Source organism: Chryseobacterium sp. FH1 (assembly GCF_000735135.1).
Taxonomy (GTDB): domain Bacteria; phylum Bacteroidota; class Bacteroidia; order Flavobacteriales; family Weeksellaceae; genus Epilithonimonas.
Map to the genome: position 1 here is coordinate 170,897 of NZ_JPLZ01000001.1, position 19,493 is coordinate 190,389.

Below are 19,493 nucleotides of genomic sequence, written 5' to 3' on the forward strand. Positions count from 1 at the left end.
TGAAGTTAAAGCAAAAAGCTAATTGCTAGAAGCCGATTTCATATTAAGATGCAACTGCTCGTCGTGATGAATGCTGACATTCGCTTCCGGATAATTTTCTCGGATGAACTGAGCAGTTTTGATTGCAGAATAAACAGAACGATGTTGTCCGCCCGTACAACCAAAATTAATTTGGAGATGCTCAAAACCGCGACTCAAATAGTTTTCGATACTAATGGACAAAAGAGATTTTATAGAATCGAAGAATTTTGGAAATTCTGTTTTACTTTCCAAAAATTCCTGAACGCCAATGTCATTTCCAGTCTGGATCTTGTACTCCTCTATTCTTCCGGGATTTAAGATTCCACGGCAATCGAAGACGAATCCGCCTCCATTATCAGTTTTATCTTTTGGAATCCCACCTTTTTTATAAGAAAAACTATGAATCTCTATATTGAGTTTGTTCTGCATCAAAATTTAATTTTCCGTAAAGTTACTTTTTTTAATTTTCTTTCAAAAATCTGAGTATTCTGAATTTAAAATTTAATTTTGCATATTAATTGATTCAAGGCTTTGCAAATCAAACATAATATCTTATTTTTAAAAATAAATCACACAAAATGAAATTTATAAAATACTGTCTATTAATAAGTTTATTGATGTTCACCATCAGTTGCAAAAAATCCAAAGTAGATGGAAGCAACAGAATGAGTTTTCAGGAAAGTATCAACGATATGGCTTCCAGTTTGCCGACTTTGCAACAAGTCAAATTCAACGAAGCACTTTATATCCTTAAAACTTTTGGCGTAGAAGCTGATGGCGACATTGCAGAGATCACTGCTTTGGGAAAATTGTTAGATGGTAAAAAAACACCAGAAATCTTGGCTTTAGCTGATGAAGTAGCAAAGAAAAACGGAATCGCCTGGAGTAGCACTGCGCCCCCAAGTTTAGGAGAAATGAACATCTTCGGTGATGTTGCCGCCTCAGAAAAAGATCCGAACGATATTGACGCCGCAGGACTAAACGTCGTGGTGAGAAACATTGCCGGCGATAGCTTGACAGGCTCAAAAGGACTAATTGTCATCCCTCAATTGATGGACAACAACGGAAAAAAAGTTGAGTTCGAAGGTGCTGCATTGGAAACCATTATGGAAATCTCAAGTGGCGGAACGAAAATCTCCACTTCCAAAAACCTGATGCAAGATCCAGCATTCCGCGGTTTTACTATTAAATATTCATCGCTTCCAAGAGAAAAAATATTCGAAAACAAAATCGACATCAAACTATCTGTAAAAACGACCAAAAAACTTTTGCAGATGATCAAAATGGGAATTCCTGTCAATGGACAAGCGCTTTATACGCCTCCAGCTCCGGTAGTTTCAGATTCGATCCAAGCGCCTCCGCCAATCATTGATCCACAAACAGGAGAAACACCAGTGGTTCCACCAGCGCCGGCAAAACCAACTTCGGATCCAAAAGCTACGGTAACAAAATTTCTTAACAATCTTTCCACTCAGAATTTCAAAGCGGCATTTGACGCTTCGGAAAATCCAAATTGGGGATCTTACGACAAATTCTCAAATCCTAACTCTGGTTTCGGATCTGTGAAAAACATTAATGTAAAAAATATATCAGTTCCATATAATAAAGACAATTCCGCAAATGTAAATGTGACCTACGATGTGACAGACAAAAACGGAAAAGTTACTGCCCTCAACGTGACTTATGGATTGAAATCTGTGAACAATAGCTGGAAAATTACTACTTATAAAATCAACAACTAAAAAAAATAATGGCATCTGCAGAATTAGTAAAAAAATTAGAAGAAACAATCGACAACATTCCAGACTTTCCGATTCCGGGAATTCAGTTTAAAGATATTTGTCCAATTTTTCTTCAACCAAAACTTTATGAAGAAGTGATTGCGGACCTTGCAGATTTTAGCCGTGGAAAAGTAGATGTAGTCTGTGGCATAGAAAGCCGAGGCTATCTTTTCGGGATTGCTATTGCTGTAGCTTTGGACGTCCCTTTTGTTTTAATTAGAAAAGCAGGCAAATTACCACCACCTTTCATCGGAGAAAAATACGATTTGGAATATGGCTCGGCAGAAATCGAAATGAAAACCGGACATCTCAAAGAAGGACAACGCGTTTTGATCCACGATGATCTCCTGGCAACTGGTGGCACTACGGAAGCAGCCGCGAAGTTAGTTTCAAAACAAGGTTCAATTCCAACCCAATTCAGTTTTTTGATCGACTTGAAGGATTTGAATGGTGTAGAAAGATTATCAAAATTCGGAGCAGAAGTTTATTCTATCCTTAATTATTAAAGAAATTTTCAATCAAAAAAAGAATTTTTGCAAATCAAAACTAAAACGTTAAATTTGCACTTCATTTACTAAAAAATTATGGCAGATCTACATAACAAAAAAAACGAACAAGAAGGAAAAGAAACTGTAGAATTCTTTAGAGACCTTGATAAAGAAGCACTTAACATAGAATCTTTTCTGGAAAAAAATGCTAAGACATTGACTATCGGTTTCGGTATCTTGATCGTGGCCGTTTTGGCTTGGTTCGGTTATCAGCAGTTCATCGTTGGTCCTAAAAATGAAGAAGCAACGAAAAGCTATCTTTCTGCTCAGAAAAATCTTGCCGAAGGGAAAGACGATTTGGCATTAGGTGGAAAATCGGTTGCAAACCCAGGATTCCTTGGAACTTACGATCAGTATGATAACACAAAGGCTGGAAAATTGGCCGCTTACAATGCTGGATTGATCGAGTTCAAAAAAGGAAACTATCAGAAAGCTTACGATTTGTTAGACAAATTCAGTTCTGGAAACAAAGTTTTGGTCGCTCTTAAATATGGTGCAATGGCAGACTGTCTTTCCAACCTCAACAAAAGTGACGACGCTTTAGCAATGGCTTCCAAAGCGGCTTCAGCATCAGATGACGCTTACACATCTTATTATTTCACAAAGAAAGCTGGGATGTTGGCTTTGGCGCTTAAGAAAAATGCAGATGCTAAAAAATATTTCTCTACGATAGACGAGAAGTATCAAGATTACGACAACGGTCAATCTGATGCATTCATCGAAATGACAAAATATTATTAAAATATAAAAAATATGGCAACGGTAAATCTTTCAGATTACAAGCCACTCAACATATCCAATGCCGATGAATATTCAATCGGCATTGTTGTTTCTGAGTGGAACGACTTTATCACCTACAACCTCCGAAACGGTGCAGTGGAAACCTTGAAAGCAGAGGGCATCAAAGAAGAAAACATCCACATCTACTACGTTCCCGGCGCTTTCGAATTGAGCTTTGCGACGATGAAACTTTGCAAGTCCAACAAATTCGCAGCAGTGATTGCCATTGGAAACGTGATACGCGGGGAAACGCCACATTTCGAATTCGTATGTTCCGGCGTTACACAAGGCATCAAAGATTGTAATATTCTCACAGAAACACCAGCAATCTTCTGCGTTTTGACAGACGACAACAAGGAGCAGTCCATCGCAAGAAGTGGCGGAAACTTGGGCAACAAAGGCGTAGAAGCCGCGGTTACAGCATTGAAAATGATAGACTTCAACAAGAATTCAAATTAGAATTTCTGATTGGACAATTTTTAGGAGCCGGGAACCTGCTCTCCGTTGCAATTCCTCGCACCAAGCCTTTCCCATCGCTTGCTGTGGGATTTCCTCTACGATCAGGGCTATTTTTAAAAGAAGATCCAAAAAAAATTTACTTAAATATCAAAAAGAAAGTATTAATTTTAAAACACAAAATATTACAAGATGAAATGGACAAACGACAGAAGTGGCAACTTCGATGACAGACGTGGCTCAGGTGGAGGTGGCGGAATGCTCGTTGGCGGAGGACTAGGCACAATCATCATCGCGGCAATTGTTTTCTTTTTGGGAGGAGATCCTTCAGCCATTTTGAACAACAGCGCATCTGCACCACAACAATCCGAACAAAGACAGCTTTCCAAGGAAGAACATACTATTGGAGAATTTGTAAATATGACAACCGCTCTAAATGAAGAAACCTGGGCTAAAATCTTTCAGGAAAACGGCATTCAATTCAAGCCCGCAAAAGTTGTTCTTTTTGAAAATGGAACACAATCTGGTTGTGGCGCGGCCCAGTCAGAAATGGGACCTTTCTATTGTCCGGCAGATCAAACCATTTATATGGATTTGAGCTTCTTCAATGAACTCCAGCAGAAATTTGGAGCGAAGGTTGGAGAGTTTACCATAGTTTATGTTCTTGGCCACGAATATGGACATCACATCCAAAATCTCTTAGGAACTTTGCAAAAAGTAGATCAACTCAGAAGAAGTGGAAAATATTCTGAAGCAGAAATGAACAAAGTTTCTGTTGCCAATGAACTTCAGGCCGATTTCTACGCTGGATTGTGGGCAAAACAAACCGACAACCGCGAGAAAATATTAGAACCTGGCGACATCCAACAAGCGATGAGCGCCGCAGCGGCAGTTGGAGATGATAATATCCAGAAAAGAGCGCAAGGCTACGTGAACCAAGAAAGCTTTACGCACGGTTCTTCTGCACAAAGGGAAGAATGGTTTATGAAAGGTTACAATTCTGGCGACATCAGACAAGGCGATACTTTTAATGCGCTTTTGAAGTAAGATTTAAAGAATTATTAATATTTAAAAAAAATAACAGACAAATAATTGTCTGTTATTTTTTATCTCGTTATCCAAAAATTTAGGCTGAAAACAAAAACGACTGCAAATCCTAAGATCAACAGTCGTTTTGTACCCCAGACGGGACTTGAACCCGTACGTCCTTACGGACACAGGATTTTAAGTCCTGCGTGTCTACCAGTTCCACCACCAGGGCAGAGGTGGAGCGAAAAACGGGACTCGAACCCGCGACCCCGACCTTGGCAAGGTCGTGCTCTACCAGCTGAGCTATTTTCGCATAAAAAAAATTCCTAATTGCTTAGAAATTTTTAGCATTGTGCGGATGAAGGGACTCGAACCCCCACGCGGTGAAGCACCAGATCCTAAGTCTGGCATGGCTACCAATTACATCACATCCGCATAATTTTTAAGAACTTCTTTTCTTTCGTTTTGGTGAGTGCAAATATAGAACCTTTTAATATTACCTCCAAAATTATTTCAATCTTTTTTTAAAGTTTTTTGAGTGGTCGATTTCCACTAACATCGATACTTTTTACTACCTTTACACTCTTAAAACATTTTGAAGATATGGAATTAACAGGAACAATTAAGAAGATTTCTGATTTACAAACATTTGCAAGCGGATTTCAAAAAAAAGAACTAGTTCTTTTGACTGAAGAACAATATCCACAACCCATTAATATTGAATTTACTCAAGATAAAGTGGACTTGCTGAACACTCATAAAGTTGGTGACAAAGTGAAAGTTCATATCAATATCAGAGGTAGAGAATGGACGAGTCCACAAGGTGAAGTGAAGTATTTCAACTCTATCGTAGGATGGAGAATGGAAAAAGATGCTTCCTCAGATTTCAACGAGCCAACTCAGGCGACTCCAAACCAAGGTCAACCGGCTGCTGATAACAAGAACGTTTTCGCAGAGGACGAAGATGACGATTTGCCATTCTAAGATTTTTAGAATCAATCTATAATAAATCCCTGCATTTTTGATAAAAGATGCAGGGATTATTTTTATATTTCAACTTCAAAAAAATCTATGGAAATCTTTAAAATCATCGAACCTAAAACTTCAAAAGTTCCCATTATCATTAGCGTTCCTCACGCTGGTACTTTCATTCCGGATGATATTAAATCTAAAATGAATCCTGAATTGTCTGATAAATTGGACGACACAGATTGGTTCATCGATAAGCTTTATAGTTTTGCAGTTGATTTGGGAATTACAATCATTACAGCAAATTACAGCAGATGGGTTGTCGACCTTAATAGAAATCCGAAAAATCAACCGCTTTATAATGATGGACGAGTGATTACGGATGTTGTTACGGTTACGGATTTTAATGGAAATCATATTTATAGAGATGATTACATTCCGGATTCTGAAGAAGTTGCCAGACGCGTTGAATTGTTTCACAAACCTTATCATGAGAAATTGAACGAACTTTTAAATGAAATAAACGCTGAGTTTGGGAAAGTGTTGTTGTTTGATGCGCATTCGATTAGGAAATCTGTTCCCGGAATTCGTTCTGAGGATTTTCCAGATTTGATTCTAGGTGATAATGATGAAACAACTGCAAGTCCAGAATTAATCGAAGCAGCGATTGATTCTCTGCAAAATAAAGGTTATGAATTCTCGCATAATCATCCTTTCAAAGGTGGTTACATCACGAGAAGTTTTGGAAAACCGGCGGAAAAAATTCACGCTTTGCAACTGGAAATGTGCAAGACCAATTATATGGATGCTTCGGAAATGTGTTATGATGAAACTAATGCGGAGAGAATTCAAGTGGTTTTGAAAGAGACTTTGGTAAATCTTATAGAACAAATGAAATTTATTTAGTTTCTCTAATTGTCACAGAGTTTGTCATTCCGTAGGAAACCTAGCGAAGTGGTTAGACAAAGTAAATCTAGATTGTTTAGATTCCTACGGAATGACAAAATAATGTTTTTATCGCAAAATTTGAATTTATGATGAATCTGCAGCCCGACTTGAGCGGAAATCCTTTTTTGCGGCTGGTAAAGCTTTGGCAAAAAGATTGACTTCGTCGAACCACTTCGTTAGGTTTGGGAGCGGAAGGCGGAAAAGCTGCCCAAAAAATTAAAAAAAAATGTTGGTAACTATCAACTATGAACCAAAAACCATCAACTAGAAAATGTACACATTCAAAGGATTACTGACCGAAAACGGATGGATGGAAAATGCTTTTGTAAAGCTGGACGACGCCGGAAATATCTCTGAACTGAAAACCGTGGAAACACCCGAAGGCGAATATGTTGACGGCTATGTTTTGCCGGGATTTCAGAATGCGCATTCGCACGCTTTTCAGTATGCGATGTGCGGTTTGGCGGAATATTTTGAAGGCTCGGAAGTTCCGGATGATTTCTGGAGCTGGCGCGATGCAATGTACCGAATTGCGTTGTCGCTATCGCCCGAGCAAATGGAAGATGTTGCGGCAATGTTGTACGCAGAAATGTTGCGAAACGGCTACACATCGGTGGCAGAGTTTCATTATGTGCATCACGATAAAGATGGAAAAGCTTATCAAAATCTCTCCGAAATGGGAGAAAGATTGGTTGTTGCTGCGAAAAGAGTTGGAATCAGAATTACTCTGATTCCGATGTTTTATCAGAAGGGGAATTTTGGGACGGAACCTTACGATTTGCAAAAGCGTTTTATCTCTAAAAATATTGAGGATTATTATCAATTACTGGAAGCTTCGAAACAGTCGATAAAGTTTTATGACAAAGCAAATTTGGCGGTTGGGTCGCATTCTTTGAGAGCGGTTCAGAAAGAGGATTTGATTGAGTCTTCTTTGTTTGCGAAAGATTATCCGTTTCATATTCACATCGCGGAACAGTTGAAGGAAATCAAAGATTCTGTGGATTTTTACGGAAAAAGACCTGCAGAATGGCTTTTGGAAAATTGTGAGGTGAATGAGAATTTTAATTTGATTCACTGTACACACCTCGAAGATAATGAGGTTGAAGGCATTGCGAAATCTGGTGCGAACATCGTTCTTTGCCCGTCAACAGAAGGGAATTTGGGGGATGGAAGATTTAGATTTAAAGATTATCAAAATTTTGGTGGGAATTGGTCGATTGGAACGGACAGTCAGATTTGTGTGAATCCTTTGGAAGATTTGCTACTTCTGGATTACGGACAGCGAATCTACACGCACAGACGCGACACTTTTTTCCAGCCAAATCTTGGTGACAGCGGATTTAATGCTTTGAAGACGGCTTGGAAATCCGGACGGAAGTCGATGGCTTTTGAGAATGAGAACTTCTTCAAGGTCGGACAAAGTTTTGATGCGGTTGTGATTGATGCAAAAGCGCCTTTGATTGCGACTTCTTCTCTTAAAAATCTTTGTAATACTATTGTTTATTCTTCTGATTCATCGCATTTGCTTGGAACTGTTGTTGCCGGAAAATGGGTGGTGAGAAATGGGAAACACGAGCATTATGAAGATGTTAGACAAGGTTTTGTAACATCCATTAATGAAATTAAAATCCGATAAATTAAGCTCTCGCAGATTTGGCTGATTTAGCAGATGAAATTTTTAAAAAGTCTGCTTAATCAGCCAAATTTGCGATAAACAAAATTAAAATATATTCCTAAAAAATGTTTCGCTTAGACCCAGAAGATATTTCTTTTCCTGACCCGGAACTTTACGATCCAGATGGCGGGCTAATGGCCATTGGTGGCGATTTGAAGCCGGAAAGACTTTGGTTTGCCTATCAGTTGGGACTTTTTCCTTGGTACAACGAAGGCGAAGAAATCCTTTGGTGGTGTCCCGACCCGAGATTTGTATTGTTCCCGAATGAAATCAAAATCTCAAAATCGATGAAGAAAATCTTGCGAGACGACGTTTTTCAATTCTCGGAAAACCAATGTTTTGAAGATGTGATGAGGAATTGCAAAATGGCGGAACGAAAAGGCCAAGACGGAACCTGGATCAATGAAGGACTGATAGAGTCGTTTGTGAAACTTCATCAATTAGGGAAAGCTAAAAGTTTTGAGGTTTGGCAGAATGGAGAATTGGTTGGTGGATTTTACGGCATTCAAGTTGGAAAAGTTTTCTGCGGCGAAAGTATGTTTTCCAAAGTTTCCAACGCATCAAAAGCTGGATTTATTCATTTCACAACCAAATATCAAAATGAATGGGAACTCATCGATTGCCAAATACATTCCGAACATTTGGAAAGTCTGGGTGCGAAAATGATTTCGAAAAGTGATTATCTCAACTTATTAAAACAGCAAATCTCGTGACCGCAGAAAAACAAAAATGGATTCTCCTCATCGCATTATCCGTGATTTGGGGTTCATCATTTATATTGATCAAAAAATCTTTGGAACACTTCAGTCCTTATGAATTGGGCGCTTTGCGTGTTTTGATTTCGGGAATCATGCTGATGCCGTTTGCTATTTACAAAATAAAACTATTTCCGAAGCGACATTTGAAATGGTTAATTATTGCCGGACTTTCGGGGAGTTTTGTCCCGATGTTTTTGTTTCCAATGGCGGAAATGGAGATTAGCAGTAGCATTGCAGGAATCATCAATTCAATGATGCCGATATTTGTGATTATCGTTGGGTCTTTGGTTTGGAAATTCTCGACTTCAAAAAGACAATTGCTTGGTGTTATGATCAGTTTTACTGGTGCTTGTATTTTGGCCTTGGGAAGTGGAGAAAGTGGTGAGATCAAAATCTACCCGATCTTGCTTTTGCTCCTCGCAACCTTGCTGTACGCCATCAGTACAACAACTGTGAAATCCAAATTGCACGACGTTCCGGCTATCTTGATGTCGGCTTATATTTTTTCATTTGTATTATTTCTGCCATCTTTGGTGTCGTTGGTTTTCTCAGGATTTTTCTCGCATTTTAGTTTTACGAAAGATAATTTTGTGGGTTTAGGATTCGTAGCGATGTTGTCGATTTTCGGAACTGGATTGGCGATGATGATGAATTACAAATTATTGAGTATCTCTACTCCACTATTCGCATCTACAGTAACTTTGCTGATGCCGATTGTGGCTATTATGTGGGGAATTTTGGACGGTGAGAAATTGACGACGATGCAATCTGTTGGTGCGTTGGTAATTTTGGCAGGATTGATATTTTTGAGGAGCAAGTCTAAGGTTGCGAATGGCTAATGGTTTTTGGCTAATGGCGGATGGCTGATGGCTTTAAAATCAAATTTGTTATAGGCTAATTGATTTGGAAGATGATGCTGATGTTTTTTTGGGAAATGTTGATTGGATAACAAATCCCATAGCCCTGAGTGCAGTGGAAATCCCACAGCAAGCGATGGACAAAGCTTTGGTGCGAGGAATTGCAACGGAAAGCAGGTTCCCGGCTCCTAATTTTTGATCTCGAAGACAAACGTGGTAGAAGTCTCGAACGCGCCACCCTGCGTGGCACCGAAAAGGAACTGCGGTTTTTTGCCGTCTTTGCTCATCAGTAGCATCGGGCGCTCCAGCCTTCCGAATCGTTTCAGGTGCTTTGCTGGCTCGGGTTCCTGGATATATGATTTCATATCGAGATAGGCGATTTTTGGTTTTGTCCATTGGATGCCGTCTTTGGTGGTGAGATGCAGGCCGTACTCGTGGTTGTAGAAACCCATATCGCGTGCCACCATATGGAATTTTTCGCTCTGCTTCCAGATGAAAGCGTCTTCCAATTGGGCATTGTTGGGCATATTTGAGAAGTCGATGACCGGATTTTCGGAGACTTTGGTGTAAGGTCCTAGCGGCGAATCGGCTTTTGCCAAACCGTATTTTCGATTGCCTCGGACGCTTCCTTTTTGGTAGACATATTCGGCGGTGTTCCAGGATTTGTAGAACAGCCAATATTGGCCGTCGTTGCCTTTCACGAAAGCGGGATTGGTGGTGCAATGGTCGTCCCACGCGCCTTCTTTTCCGGGTAGAATCAAAGGTTGTTCTGGTCTTGTCCAATCGCCATCTAGGGTTTTGCAAGTTGCCAATCCGATTCTTTTGGTGTTGGTTTTCCCGTTGGAGTTTCCCATAAAGAAAAGTAAATATTGGTCGTCCACCTTTGTGATCAATGGATTGTGGCAAGTGGTCGCATCCCAAAAGTCGCCACCTCGCGGTGCAAGAATGACTTGCTTATGCTCAAATTTTTCGAAAGGTGAATTGGCTTCTGCCCGGCAGATCTCGGAACCGTTGAGCCAACCGCCCATTCCTTTTTCCTTCTTCCATCGGGAGTAGAAAAGGTGGACTTTGCCATCGTCGCCCCAAATCGGGGAACTGCACCAAATATAATATCCTTCGAGGGAAAATTGTCGTCCAATGGATTTCAGATTGAAGTAAGGATTTTCAGAAAAATCAAATGCCTTGGTGAAGGATGTCCCAAAAACCACGGCAACAATGCCTAATGCTGAGGTCTGTAAAAAGTCTTTGCGGGTGATGTGTTTTGGTGGCTTCATTGATTTGATTTTCAGCTAAATTAATGGAAATGCTTGCAGGGAGTGTCCTGCGGTTTGGGGTGGAATTTTAAGAAGACCCTATGGATATTGGATAATCATTATATTTGAATTATTAACTCAACCGAAAACTCTTTACTACAGACATTAAACCATTTGATTATAATGAGAAACCTAATTCTTCTAATTTCACTTTTTGCATTTTCTATAATTCTCGCTCAAAATCAAAGATTTACCTACGAATATACTTTCAAAATAGACTCTCTAAACAAAAATTCTGTTGAAAAAGAAATAATGAATCTGGATATCACAAAAGATGGTTCCAACTTTTATAGCGCTCTATTGATCACCAGAGATTCTCTCTTCAAGGCAGAATTTGAGAAATCAAAAGTGTCGAGATCTATGACTATTGATATGAGGAAAGTCAAAATGGCGAAAGTCAATTTCCGCGTTTCCAAACGCTATCCCGATTTTGAAACAATCTATCACACTTCCATCTTTGCGACCAATGTCGCCTTAAAAGAAAACAAGAAAATAAATTGGACAATCTTGCCCGATACAAAAAGCATCGAAGGTTTTAAAGTTCAAAAAGCCACCACCACTTTTGGCGGAAGAAATTGGACTGCTTGGTTCGCCAGCTACATCCAAATCCAAGATGGGCCTTACAAATTCTGTGGTCTTCCCGGTTTGATTTTGAATATTGAAGATGATAAAGGTGACCATGTTTTCAATTTGGTTGGAAGTCAAAAAATTGACTATCAACCTTTGATTATTGATTCTAAAACGAAAGAAACTTTTCTGACCAATGAAAAATTCAACCAACTTTGGAATGAGTATAAAAAAGACCCGGCTAGGAATATAAAACTCATACACAGTTCCTCAGAAATGTCGGACACGATATTTTCTGATGCGAACGGAAATGCATTATCAAAGCAAGATTTGATCAAAAGAAAAGAACAAGGTGCAAAAGAAAACTTTAAGAAGGTTAATAATTTTATAGAGGTGGAGTTGTATAAATAGAATATCACAAAGACTTTTTTTATATGAAAAATGGTTTTTGGGTGGATTGATAATTGTGGATATATTTGGTTATTAATAGTGAGAGGTAAAAACAATGGCGACAAAACAGTACAAAATATTTCTTGACGATAAATTAATCGGAACTACTGAATTTGAAAAAGCAGACCACCGATGGGAACTGTCTTTGGACAAATTCACTTAAATAATATTATTTCAGGTTATGATTATTTCAAAAACTATTGTTTGGGGAATAGCATTGAATTAACAGATGACTATCCTGAAGACAAATTAGTAGCGACCCAAACAATTAAGAACTTAAAAGTTTTAAATGCGAATGGAATTGAAATTAAAGGATTAGGAAATCAAATAAGCGGTATGGATAGTGATAATTTTGAAATCACGTTGGTAGGAGTTTCTTATCCACTTTTTGAAGAGGAATTTCCAAATCACGTAAAAGCATATAATGAAACATTTAAAAAAGACTATTGAAATCTTGGATACACATTCGTATTCTCGGATGATGAAAGCCGATATTATGTCACTTTAATGATCATAAATGGAAACTAAAAGTAAATACAAATTAACCGTTGGTAATTCAACCTCAGCAATTGGTATATTGATCGGCATTTATTTTATCCTCTATCCTGGCTACGAAGGATGGGGATATGTTTTCGCATATGGAATATTTATAGCATCATTGCTTTACTTTTTTCTAGATAGGTTTTTACAAACTGTTGTCCCAAAACATTTATACATCAACATAACAGAAGTCATCATCGACATATTTATTCTAATATGGTACTTCAATTTGTAAATCTATAATTCTAAACAAAACCCCTTTCGAAAATCAAAAGGGGTTTAATATTTTAAGTTTAAAAACTCTTACTTCTTAGTAGCAGGTTTCTTTGCCGGTGCTTTCTTCGCTGTGGTTGCTTTTTTGGCGGCTGGCTTTTTGGCTGCAGGTTTCTTTTTTTCAACGAAGGCTTTTGGGTCTTGCGCCGTGATCCATTTTTTCACCTCATCCAGGGAAACATCTTTCAGTTCGTCTGCTTCGTACTTGGTGTCGTCTTTCTTTTTCGGGATCTTGTGGATGTTCTTGCCGTGTTTCACGATCGGTCCCCATCTCGCATTCTCGATGGAGATCTTTTCCGCTTCCCAATGTTGGATGTATCGGTTGGCCTCTTTTTCCAGTTTCGCATCGATCAATTCGTTGATGTCGGCTTGAGACAGATTATCGAAGTTATAACGTTTCGGAACGTTGATGAAGATACTTTGGTATTTGATAAACGGTCCGAATCTTCCGGTTCCTTTCGTCACTGGTTCGCCTTTATAGCTTGCGATTGGCGCGTCTGCCACTTTCTTTTCGTTGATGATCTCCTCTGCACGGTTTTGATCTACGGAAAGCGGGTCTTCACCTTTCGGAATGCTGATGTAGGTCTCGCCCCATTTCACATACGGTCCAAATCTTCCAACGCCGATGGTTACGGATTGTCCGTCCACTTCTTTCAAATCAAAAGGCAGTCTGAAAACTTCCAAAGCTTCTTCCAAAGTGATGGTCGCAATATTTTGATTGGCCATCAATGAGGCAAAAATCGGTTTCTCCTCATCATCCTGCTCACCAATCTGGATCATCGGTCCGAATCTTCCAATTCTTGCATAGACATTTTTCCCAGATTTAGGATCGACACCCAAACTTCTTTCGCCATTAGCACGGTCTGCATTTTCCTCTACATCTTCAATCCTTGGATGGAATTTGGAATAGAAATCCGTCATCATTTCTTTCCATTTCTGGTCGCCACTTGCGATGTGGTCAAAACTTTCCTCCACTTTCGCTGTGAAACCATAATCCAAGATCTCAGCAAAATTATTGGTTAGGAAATCATTCACGACCTCACCAATATCGGTTGGGATAAATTTGTTTTTATCACCACCAAATTTTTCCTGAAGCACCTCTTTTTTGACACCTGATTTCCCCAATGTCATTTTAACGATCTCTCTCGTTTGTGGCTCGAGTTCTCTCTTATCTACATACTCACGATTCTGAATGGTCTGAATAGTCGGTGCATAAGTTGATGGACGACCGATGCCTAACTCTTCCAGTTTCTTCACCAGACCAGCCTCCGTAAATCTTGCAGATGGTCTTGTGAACTTTTCAGTCGCGGTGATTTTTTTATAGTCTAAAGCTTCGCCAACGGAAACTTTCGGTAACAATTTTTCGTTGCTTTCATCATCTTCATCTTCGGTTTTCACAATGCCATAAGCCTTAAGGAAACCATCGAAAATGATGACCTCACCTTGCGCTTCGAAATGTTGTGGCAACTTGGCGTTTCCAATTTCGATCACGGTTTTCTCGATTTTCGCATTCTCCATTTGAGAAGCCAGAGTTCGTCTGTAGATCAATTGGTATAATTTGTTCAACTGCGCATCACCAATGGATTTCAACGCGAAATCTGTCGGACGGATCGCCTCGTGGGCTTCCTGTGCAGAAGATGATTTTGTGGTATAATTTCTTGGTTTGGAATAATTTTCACCGTATTCTGAGATGATCTGCGCCTTCGCGCCATTGATCGCTTCCTGAGAAAGATTCACGGAATCCGTTCTCATATACGTGATGAATCCTTCCTCATAAAGTCTCTGCGCCAAACGCATTGTGGACGTCACGTTATAACCCAATCTGGAAGAAGCTTCCTGTTGCAAAGTTGAAGTCGTGAACGGTGCAGAAGCTGTTCTGGTTCCTGGTTTGGTCTCCACATTCAGAACTTTGAAGTCTGTGGTTTTGGCCAAGTTCAGGAAGTTCTCTGCATCCGATTCTTTCTCGAAATCTTTTTTCAATTTCGCCAAGATCTCCTGCTGTGCATTGTTGAGGAAAATCCCTTCCAATTTGAAACTTGGTTTTGGGGTAAACTCGCGGATCTCTTTTTCTCTCTCAACCACCAATCTTACAGCAACGGATTGCACACGTCCTGCAGAAAGTCCGGTTTTCACTTTTTTCCAGAGAACTGGTGACATTTCGAAACCAACGATTCTGTCCAGAACGCGTCTTGCCTGTTGTGCATTAACCAAATTCTGGTCGATATCCCTTGGATTGTCAATCGCTTTCAAGATCGCATTTTTGGTGATCTCGTGGAAGACGATTCTTTTTCTATTTTCAGGTTTAAGTTTTAATTCGTCTGCCAAATGCCAGGCAATCGCTTCACCTTCGCGGTCCTCATCGGAAGCAAGCCAAACCATATCGGCTTTTTTCACAGAGGCTTTCAGTTCTGCCACCAATTTCTTCTTATCAGCAGACACTTCATAGTCGGGCGTGAAATTCGACAAGTCGATTCCCATTCCTTTTTTAGGCAGATCGCGGATGTGTCCGAAGCTGGATTTGACCTCGAAATCTGAACCTAAATATTTCTGAATTGTTTTTGCTTTTGCCGGAGATTCGACAATCACTAAGTTTTTTGGCATCCTGAAAAATTTTTGCAAAAGTAGGCGTTTTTTTGTAATTAATCATTTTAACAATTATTTCTCCTGTCTATACCTTATATATATTATTGATTTTCCACAAAAATTAGTCTAGTTTTGACTTTCAAACTCTTAACTTTTTTACTAATTTCGCAGACTAAAATTTATAAATATTTCGATTTTAGTCCTTGAAAATGAATAAGTTCGAAAGCACAAAAACTTTAACCATTTCCAAGCCGTAGAAATACATCTGAACCAAATTTAAAAATGCATCGCTTTTTCATTCATTTATATTATCTGATTGCCAAAAACAGAATCCTTTCCATTGCCGTTGCGATGGGAATTGCTTTTCTGTGCTTATTTTTTGCATCGAAAATCAATTTTGAAGAAGATATCAATCAGATTATCCCAAAAAGTGAAAAATCTGACCTGACGGCGAAAGTTTTGAAACAACTTAATTTTTCAGACAAAATCATCGTCATTATCGAAAAGAAGTCGAAAGACGACAATTTCCAGTTATCCGAAACGGCCGATTCATTTTTAGAAAAAACAAAACCTTTAGAGAAATACATCATTTCCGTTCAGGGAAAGGTGAATGACAATGAGATTTCCGAAACATTCGATTTTGTCAATCAGAATCTCCCGTTGTTTTTAGACGAAAACGATTATCTGGAAATTGAAAGGAAACTCAACAAAGACAGCATTGCAAAACAGGTCGAGAACAATTACGTTTCTTTGGTTTCGCCGACAAGTTTGGTCACGAAAGATTTCATTAAAAAAGACCCTTTGGGAATCACTTTTCTCGGAATCAAAAAACTGAATGCTTTAAACATCAGCAAAGATTTTAAGCTTGAAGATAATTACGTTGTTACCAAAGACGGAAAAAACCTCCTGCTTTTCATCGAACCGAAAAACAAGAGCAACGACACCAAAAATAACGAAATATTTGTCAATCAGTTAAACGAAATCAAAGACAACCTCAACAAAGAATTTAAAGGGAAAACCGAACTGAGCTATTTTGGTTCGCCAGTGATTGCGGTTGCAAACGCCCAGCAAATCAAGAAAGACATTCAGAATACGGTAATTATTTCGATGACGGTTTTGCTGATTTTACTGATTTATTATTTCCGAAATTTTTTCACACCGATTATTGTTTTCCTGCCGACCTTATTCTCTGTTTTATTGGCGTTGATGGTTTTGTATTTTATTAAAGATAAAATTTCAGCCATTTCCTTAAGCGTGGGTGCTATTCTAATTGGAATTACAATTGATTATGCGCTTCACATTCTCACGCATTATAAGCACAACAACAATATTGAAGAGCTTTACAAAGAAATTACACAGCCAATAATTTTAAGTAGTGCAACCACGGCGGTTTCATTTTTATGCTTGGTTTTTGTACGTTCGGAAGCTTTGAAAGATTTGGGACTTTTCGCTTCGATTACGGTCTTATTTTCTTCGGTTTTAGCTTTAATCATTGTTCCGCAACTGTATCACCCGAAAGAAAAATCAGATACATTAAACAGCAACTTCATCGATAAAATCGGGCATTATCCTTACGAAAAAAACAAGCCGTTGATTATCGGCTGTTCGCTTGTGATTATTGCGTGTTTGTTTGGTTTCCGTCACGTGGGTTTCAATGAAGATATTGGCGACTTAAATTACATTCCGAAAGAATTAAAAATCAGTGAGGCGAAACTTGAAAAACTGTCAGACATCACCTCAAAATCCATCTACACGATTTCTTACGGAAATTCTGAGGAAGAAGCTCTCGCCAGAAATTCAGACTTAAGTACATTTTTGGAAAGAGAAAAGAAAGATGGTAAAATCTTAAGCTATAATTCACTTGGAAACGTTGTTTTGTCTAAAGAAGACCAGCAGAAAAAAGTAGCAATCTGGCAAAACTTCTGGAACGAGAATAAGAAGAGCTCCACAATTTCCGAATTGGTTTCGAATGGGAACAAATTCGGTTTCAACAGTTCTGCTTTTGACCAGTTCAGTGAAAATTTAAATAAAGCCTATCCTACTTTAAGCCTCAAAGATTATGAAAAAATAAAAGCGCTTCAAATCTCAGAATTCCTGAGTCAGGAAAATGGTTTTTACACTGTTTCGAATGTGGTAAAAGTAGACGAAAAGAAAAGAGATGCCTTCATCAAAGACATTGAAAAGAAACACGACGCCATCGCCATCGACCGTCAGCAGATGAATGAAAACTTTTTGGGATTGCTTAAAAGAGATTTCAATACCTTGATTAATTACTCTCTGTTGGCAATTCTCCTGACAATAATTGTTTTCTTCAGAAATTTTGAACTGACTTTACTGACGATGTTTCCAATTGTATTAACAGGAGTTGTGACGGCGGGAATTTTATATTTCTTAGGATTAGAATTAAATATTTTCAGTACCGTTGTCTGCACATTGGTTTTCGGCGTTGGTGACGATTTCAGTATTTTCCTCACAAAAGCAATGCAAAAAGAACATACAACGGGAAAAAATGAACTTCCGACGTATAGAATTTCGATTATCTTGGCAGTTTTCACCACAATTTTATCCATCGGTTCTTTGATTTTCGCTAAACATCCTGCGTTGCACTCGTTGGCTTTAGTCGCTTTGATTGGAATGCTATCCGTGATTATCATTACCTCAACTTTATATCCGTTCTGGTTTAGATTTTTAATTATTAATAGACAGAAAAAAGGTTTGTCGCCGATTACGCTCAGGCTGTTTTTTCATTCCGTGATTCTGTTTATTTATTATGGTTTGGGCGGATTGATGTTCTCTGCGCTTGGAAGCGTTTTCGTAAAAAATGCGAAAGGAAAAACCTTGGATATCATCAAACTGATTTTGGCCAAGTTTATGAAATCTGTCCTTTACGGAAATCCATTTGTAAAGAAAAAAGTCATTTCAAATCCGAATGAAGATTTTAGTAAACCTGCGATTATCATTGCGAATCACACTTCATTTCTTGATACTTTAGCGATTGGAATGACAACGCACAAAATCGTTTATCTCGTGAACGATTGGGTTTATGATTCGCCAATTTTTGGAAAACTCGTGAAAGCTCTAGGGTTTTTCCCGGTTTCGCAAGGCATCGAAAATGGCAAGGAAAAATTAAAAGAAAAGATTGACCAAGGTTATTCCTTAGTTGTTTTTCCGGAAGCTGAAAGGTCTTACACCAATGATATCAAACGTTTTCACAAAGGCGCATTTTATTTGGCCGAAGAATTTGGTTTAGACATTTTGCCGATTTACATTCACGGGAATTCTGAAGTTTTGCCGAAAGGCGATTTCATCATTTATGATGGAAGTATCACGGTGAAAGTTGGCGACAGAATCAGCAAAGATGATTTGACTTTTGGAACGACTTACAAAGAACGAGCGAAAAATATCAATGCTGATTTCCGAAATGAATTTGCGAAACTAAGAAACGAAATTGAGGACGAAGATTATTTCAAAAAGAAACTATTCCTGAGTTTCCTCTACAAAGAAACGGAAGTTGTGAAGGCTGTGAAAGCTGATTTTAATGAAAACAAATCGGTCTATTTTGAATTGAATACATACATTCGAAAAGACGCTACAATCCTTCATATAGCTGATGATTACGGGCAAAAAGACATTCTATTGACTTTGCAACAAGCGAGCAGAAAAATTTTCACGTTCATCAAAAACGAAGAAAAAAGACAAATCGCGGAAAACAATTATCTGGTAAAACGTAGAAAACTGAATTATATCAATGGAATTTCAAACCTCGAAAAAGAAATCGACGTGTTGCTGATTTCCGACGATTCCTTCAATCTTTCTGAGATTCAGAACTTACCAGAAACGTTGATTTTCATCAATGGGAAAAATGCGTTTCCCGAGTCCATTAATTATAATTTAATACACAGTTCGGCATCAATTATGGTACTAAGACGAAAATAATAAAATTAT

Annotated in this window: 16 protein-coding genes and 3 tRNA genes; 13 read left to right on the top strand and 6 right to left on the bottom strand. The window is 38.6% G+C overall.

What is annotated here, in order from left to right; translation table 11 throughout:
- Window positions 1–18: 18 nt before the first annotated feature.
- Window positions 19–450: an RNase adapter RapZ gene (locus IO90_RS00830; protein WP_081871756.1), complete on the bottom strand. Its 432-nt coding sequence runs from the start codon at window positions 448–450 to the stop codon at window positions 19–21.
- Window positions 451–599: 149 nt separating this feature from the next.
- Between IO90_RS00830 and IO90_RS00835 the strand changes: the two genes are divergently transcribed.
- From IO90_RS00835 to IO90_RS00855, 5 genes are all read left to right on the top strand, one after another.
- Window positions 600–1,763 carry an NTF2-like N-terminal transpeptidase domain-containing protein gene (locus IO90_RS00835; protein ID WP_034962980.1) on the top strand — a complete coding sequence of 388 codons (1,164 nt, stop codon included), beginning with the start codon at window positions 600–602 and terminating at the stop codon, window positions 1,761–1,763.
- An 8-nt stretch (window positions 1,764–1,771) separates the two neighbouring features.
- Window positions 1,772–2,308 carry an adenine phosphoribosyltransferase gene (locus tag IO90_RS00840; RefSeq protein ID WP_034962982.1) on the top strand — a complete coding sequence of 179 codons (537 nt, stop codon included), beginning with the start codon at window positions 1,772–1,774 and terminating at the stop codon, window positions 2,306–2,308.
- A gap of 78 nt (window positions 2,309–2,386) precedes the next feature.
- Window positions 2,387–3,091 carry a tetratricopeptide repeat protein gene (locus IO90_RS00845; RefSeq protein WP_034962983.1) on the top strand — a complete coding sequence of 235 codons (705 nt, stop codon included), beginning with the start codon at window positions 2,387–2,389 and terminating at the stop codon, window positions 3,089–3,091.
- 12 nt (window positions 3,092–3,103) lie between these two features.
- Entirely contained in the window at window positions 3,104–3,589 is a 486-nt protein-coding gene (gene ribH, locus IO90_RS00850; RefSeq protein ID WP_034962985.1) for a 6,7-dimethyl-8-ribityllumazine synthase, read from the top strand.
- 189 nt (window positions 3,590–3,778) lie between these two features.
- Window positions 3,779–4,633 (top strand): neutral zinc metallopeptidase, encoded by an 855-nt coding sequence (locus IO90_RS00855; protein ID WP_034962987.1) that lies wholly within the window; start codon window positions 3,779–3,781, stop codon window positions 4,631–4,633.
- A gap of 130 nt (window positions 4,634–4,763) precedes the next feature.
- Here IO90_RS00855 and IO90_RS00860 read toward each other — a convergent pair.
- The 3 genes from IO90_RS00860 to IO90_RS00870 form a co-directional block, all read right to left on the bottom strand.
- Window positions 4,764–4,847, bottom strand: a tRNA-Leu gene (locus IO90_RS00860).
- 5 nt (window positions 4,848–4,852) lie between these two features.
- A tRNA-Gly gene (locus IO90_RS00865) sits at window positions 4,853–4,928 on the bottom strand.
- 40 nt (window positions 4,929–4,968) lie between these two features.
- A tRNA-Leu gene (locus IO90_RS00870) sits at window positions 4,969–5,050 on the bottom strand.
- 168 nt (window positions 5,051–5,218) lie between these two features.
- Here IO90_RS00870 and IO90_RS00875 point away from each other — a divergent pair.
- From IO90_RS00875 to IO90_RS00895, 5 genes are all read left to right on the top strand, one after another.
- Entirely contained in the window at window positions 5,219–5,599 is a 381-nt protein-coding gene (locus IO90_RS00875) for a DUF3127 domain-containing protein (protein WP_034962989.1), read from the top strand.
- A gap of 87 nt (window positions 5,600–5,686) precedes the next feature.
- Window positions 5,687–6,490, top strand: a complete 804-nt coding sequence (locus IO90_RS00880) for an N-formylglutamate amidohydrolase (protein ID WP_051878148.1) — start codon at window positions 5,687–5,689, stop codon at window positions 6,488–6,490.
- Between the two features lie 313 nt (window positions 6,491–6,803).
- Window positions 6,804–8,168, top strand: coding sequence for a formimidoylglutamate deiminase (gene hutF / locus IO90_RS00885; protein ID WP_034962991.1), 1,365 nt, complete (start codon window positions 6,804–6,806; stop codon window positions 8,166–8,168).
- 104 nt (window positions 8,169–8,272) lie between these two features.
- On the top strand, window positions 8,273–8,920 hold the full coding sequence (aat, locus tag IO90_RS00890) for a leucyl/phenylalanyl-tRNA--protein transferase (protein ID WP_034962993.1): 648 nt from the start codon (window positions 8,273–8,275) through the stop codon (window positions 8,918–8,920).
- Window positions 8,917–9,804, top strand: coding sequence for a DMT family transporter (locus IO90_RS00895; RefSeq protein WP_034962995.1), 888 nt, complete (start codon window positions 8,917–8,919; stop codon window positions 9,802–9,804). Before aat ends, IO90_RS00895 begins: the two co-directional genes overlap by 4 nt.
- 206 nt (window positions 9,805–10,010) lie before the next feature.
- Here IO90_RS00895 and IO90_RS00900 read toward each other — a convergent pair whose 3' ends face one another.
- Entirely contained in the window at window positions 10,011–11,096 is a 1,086-nt protein-coding gene (locus IO90_RS00900) for a glycoside hydrolase family protein (protein WP_076768747.1), read from the bottom strand.
- Window positions 11,097–11,258: 162 nt separating this feature from the next.
- Between IO90_RS00900 and IO90_RS00905 the strand changes: the two genes are divergently transcribed.
- On the top strand, window positions 11,259–12,113 hold the full coding sequence (locus tag IO90_RS00905) for a GLPGLI family protein (RefSeq protein WP_034962997.1): 855 nt from the start codon (window positions 11,259–11,261) through the stop codon (window positions 12,111–12,113).
- 171 nt (window positions 12,114–12,284) lie between these two features.
- The gene (locus tag IO90_RS00910) at window positions 12,285–12,602 is read left to right on the top strand and encodes a hypothetical protein (RefSeq protein WP_034962998.1); all 318 of its coding nucleotides are present in this window, start codon (window positions 12,285–12,287) and stop codon (window positions 12,600–12,602) included.
- Between the two features lie 393 nt (window positions 12,603–12,995).
- Here the strand turns inward: IO90_RS00910 and topA are convergent, their stop codons facing one another.
- Window positions 12,996–15,566 carry a type I DNA topoisomerase gene (gene topA / locus IO90_RS00915; RefSeq protein ID WP_034962999.1) on the bottom strand — a complete coding sequence of 857 codons (2,571 nt, stop codon included), beginning with the start codon at window positions 15,564–15,566 and terminating at the stop codon, window positions 12,996–12,998.
- 264 nt (window positions 15,567–15,830) lie between these two features.
- Here topA and IO90_RS00920 point away from each other — a divergent pair, with 264 nt between their 5' ends.
- Window positions 15,831–19,484 (top strand): MMPL family transporter, encoded by a 3,654-nt coding sequence (locus tag IO90_RS00920; protein WP_034963000.1) that lies wholly within the window; start codon window positions 15,831–15,833, stop codon window positions 19,482–19,484.
- Window positions 19,485–19,493: the final 9 nt, after the last annotated feature.

Bases quoted from the DNA above. Each gene is read 5' to 3' on its own strand.
- IO90_RS00830 (WP_081871756.1), bottom strand. From the start codon at position 450: ATGCAGAACAAACTCAATATAGAGATTCATAGTTTTTCTTATAAAAAA.
- IO90_RS00835 (WP_034962980.1), top strand. From the start codon at position 600: ATGAAATTTATAAAATACTGTCTATTAATAAGTTTATTGATGTTCACC.
- IO90_RS00840 (WP_034962982.1), top strand. From the start codon at position 1,772: ATGGCATCTGCAGAATTAGTAAAAAAATTAGAAGAAACAATCGACAAC.
- IO90_RS00845 (WP_034962983.1), top strand. From the start codon at position 2,387: ATGGCAGATCTACATAACAAAAAAAACGAACAAGAAGGAAAAGAAACT.
- ribH (WP_034962985.1), top strand. From the start codon at position 3,104: ATGGCAACGGTAAATCTTTCAGATTACAAGCCACTCAACATATCCAAT.
- IO90_RS00855 (WP_034962987.1), top strand. From the start codon at position 3,779: ATGAAATGGACAAACGACAGAAGTGGCAACTTCGATGACAGACGTGGC.
- IO90_RS00875 (WP_034962989.1), top strand. From the start codon at position 5,219: ATGGAATTAACAGGAACAATTAAGAAGATTTCTGATTTACAAACATTT.
- IO90_RS00880 (WP_051878148.1), top strand. From the start codon at position 5,687: ATGGAAATCTTTAAAATCATCGAACCTAAAACTTCAAAAGTTCCCATT.
- hutF (WP_034962991.1), top strand. From the start codon at position 6,804: ATGTACACATTCAAAGGATTACTGACCGAAAACGGATGGATGGAAAAT.
- aat (WP_034962993.1), top strand. From the start codon at position 8,273: ATGTTTCGCTTAGACCCAGAAGATATTTCTTTTCCTGACCCGGAACTT.
- IO90_RS00900 (WP_076768747.1), bottom strand. From the start codon at position 11,096: ATGAAGCCACCAAAACACATCACCCGCAAAGACTTTTTACAGACCTCA.
- IO90_RS00905 (WP_034962997.1), top strand. From the start codon at position 11,259: ATGAGAAACCTAATTCTTCTAATTTCACTTTTTGCATTTTCTATAATT.
- IO90_RS00910 (WP_034962998.1), top strand. From the start codon at position 12,285: ATGGGAACTGTCTTTGGACAAATTCACTTAAATAATATTATTTCAGGT.
- topA (WP_034962999.1), bottom strand. From the start codon at position 15,566: ATGCCAAAAAACTTAGTGATTGTCGAATCTCCGGCAAAAGCAAAAACA.
- IO90_RS00920 (WP_034963000.1), top strand. From the start codon at position 15,831: ATGCATCGCTTTTTCATTCATTTATATTATCTGATTGCCAAAAACAGA.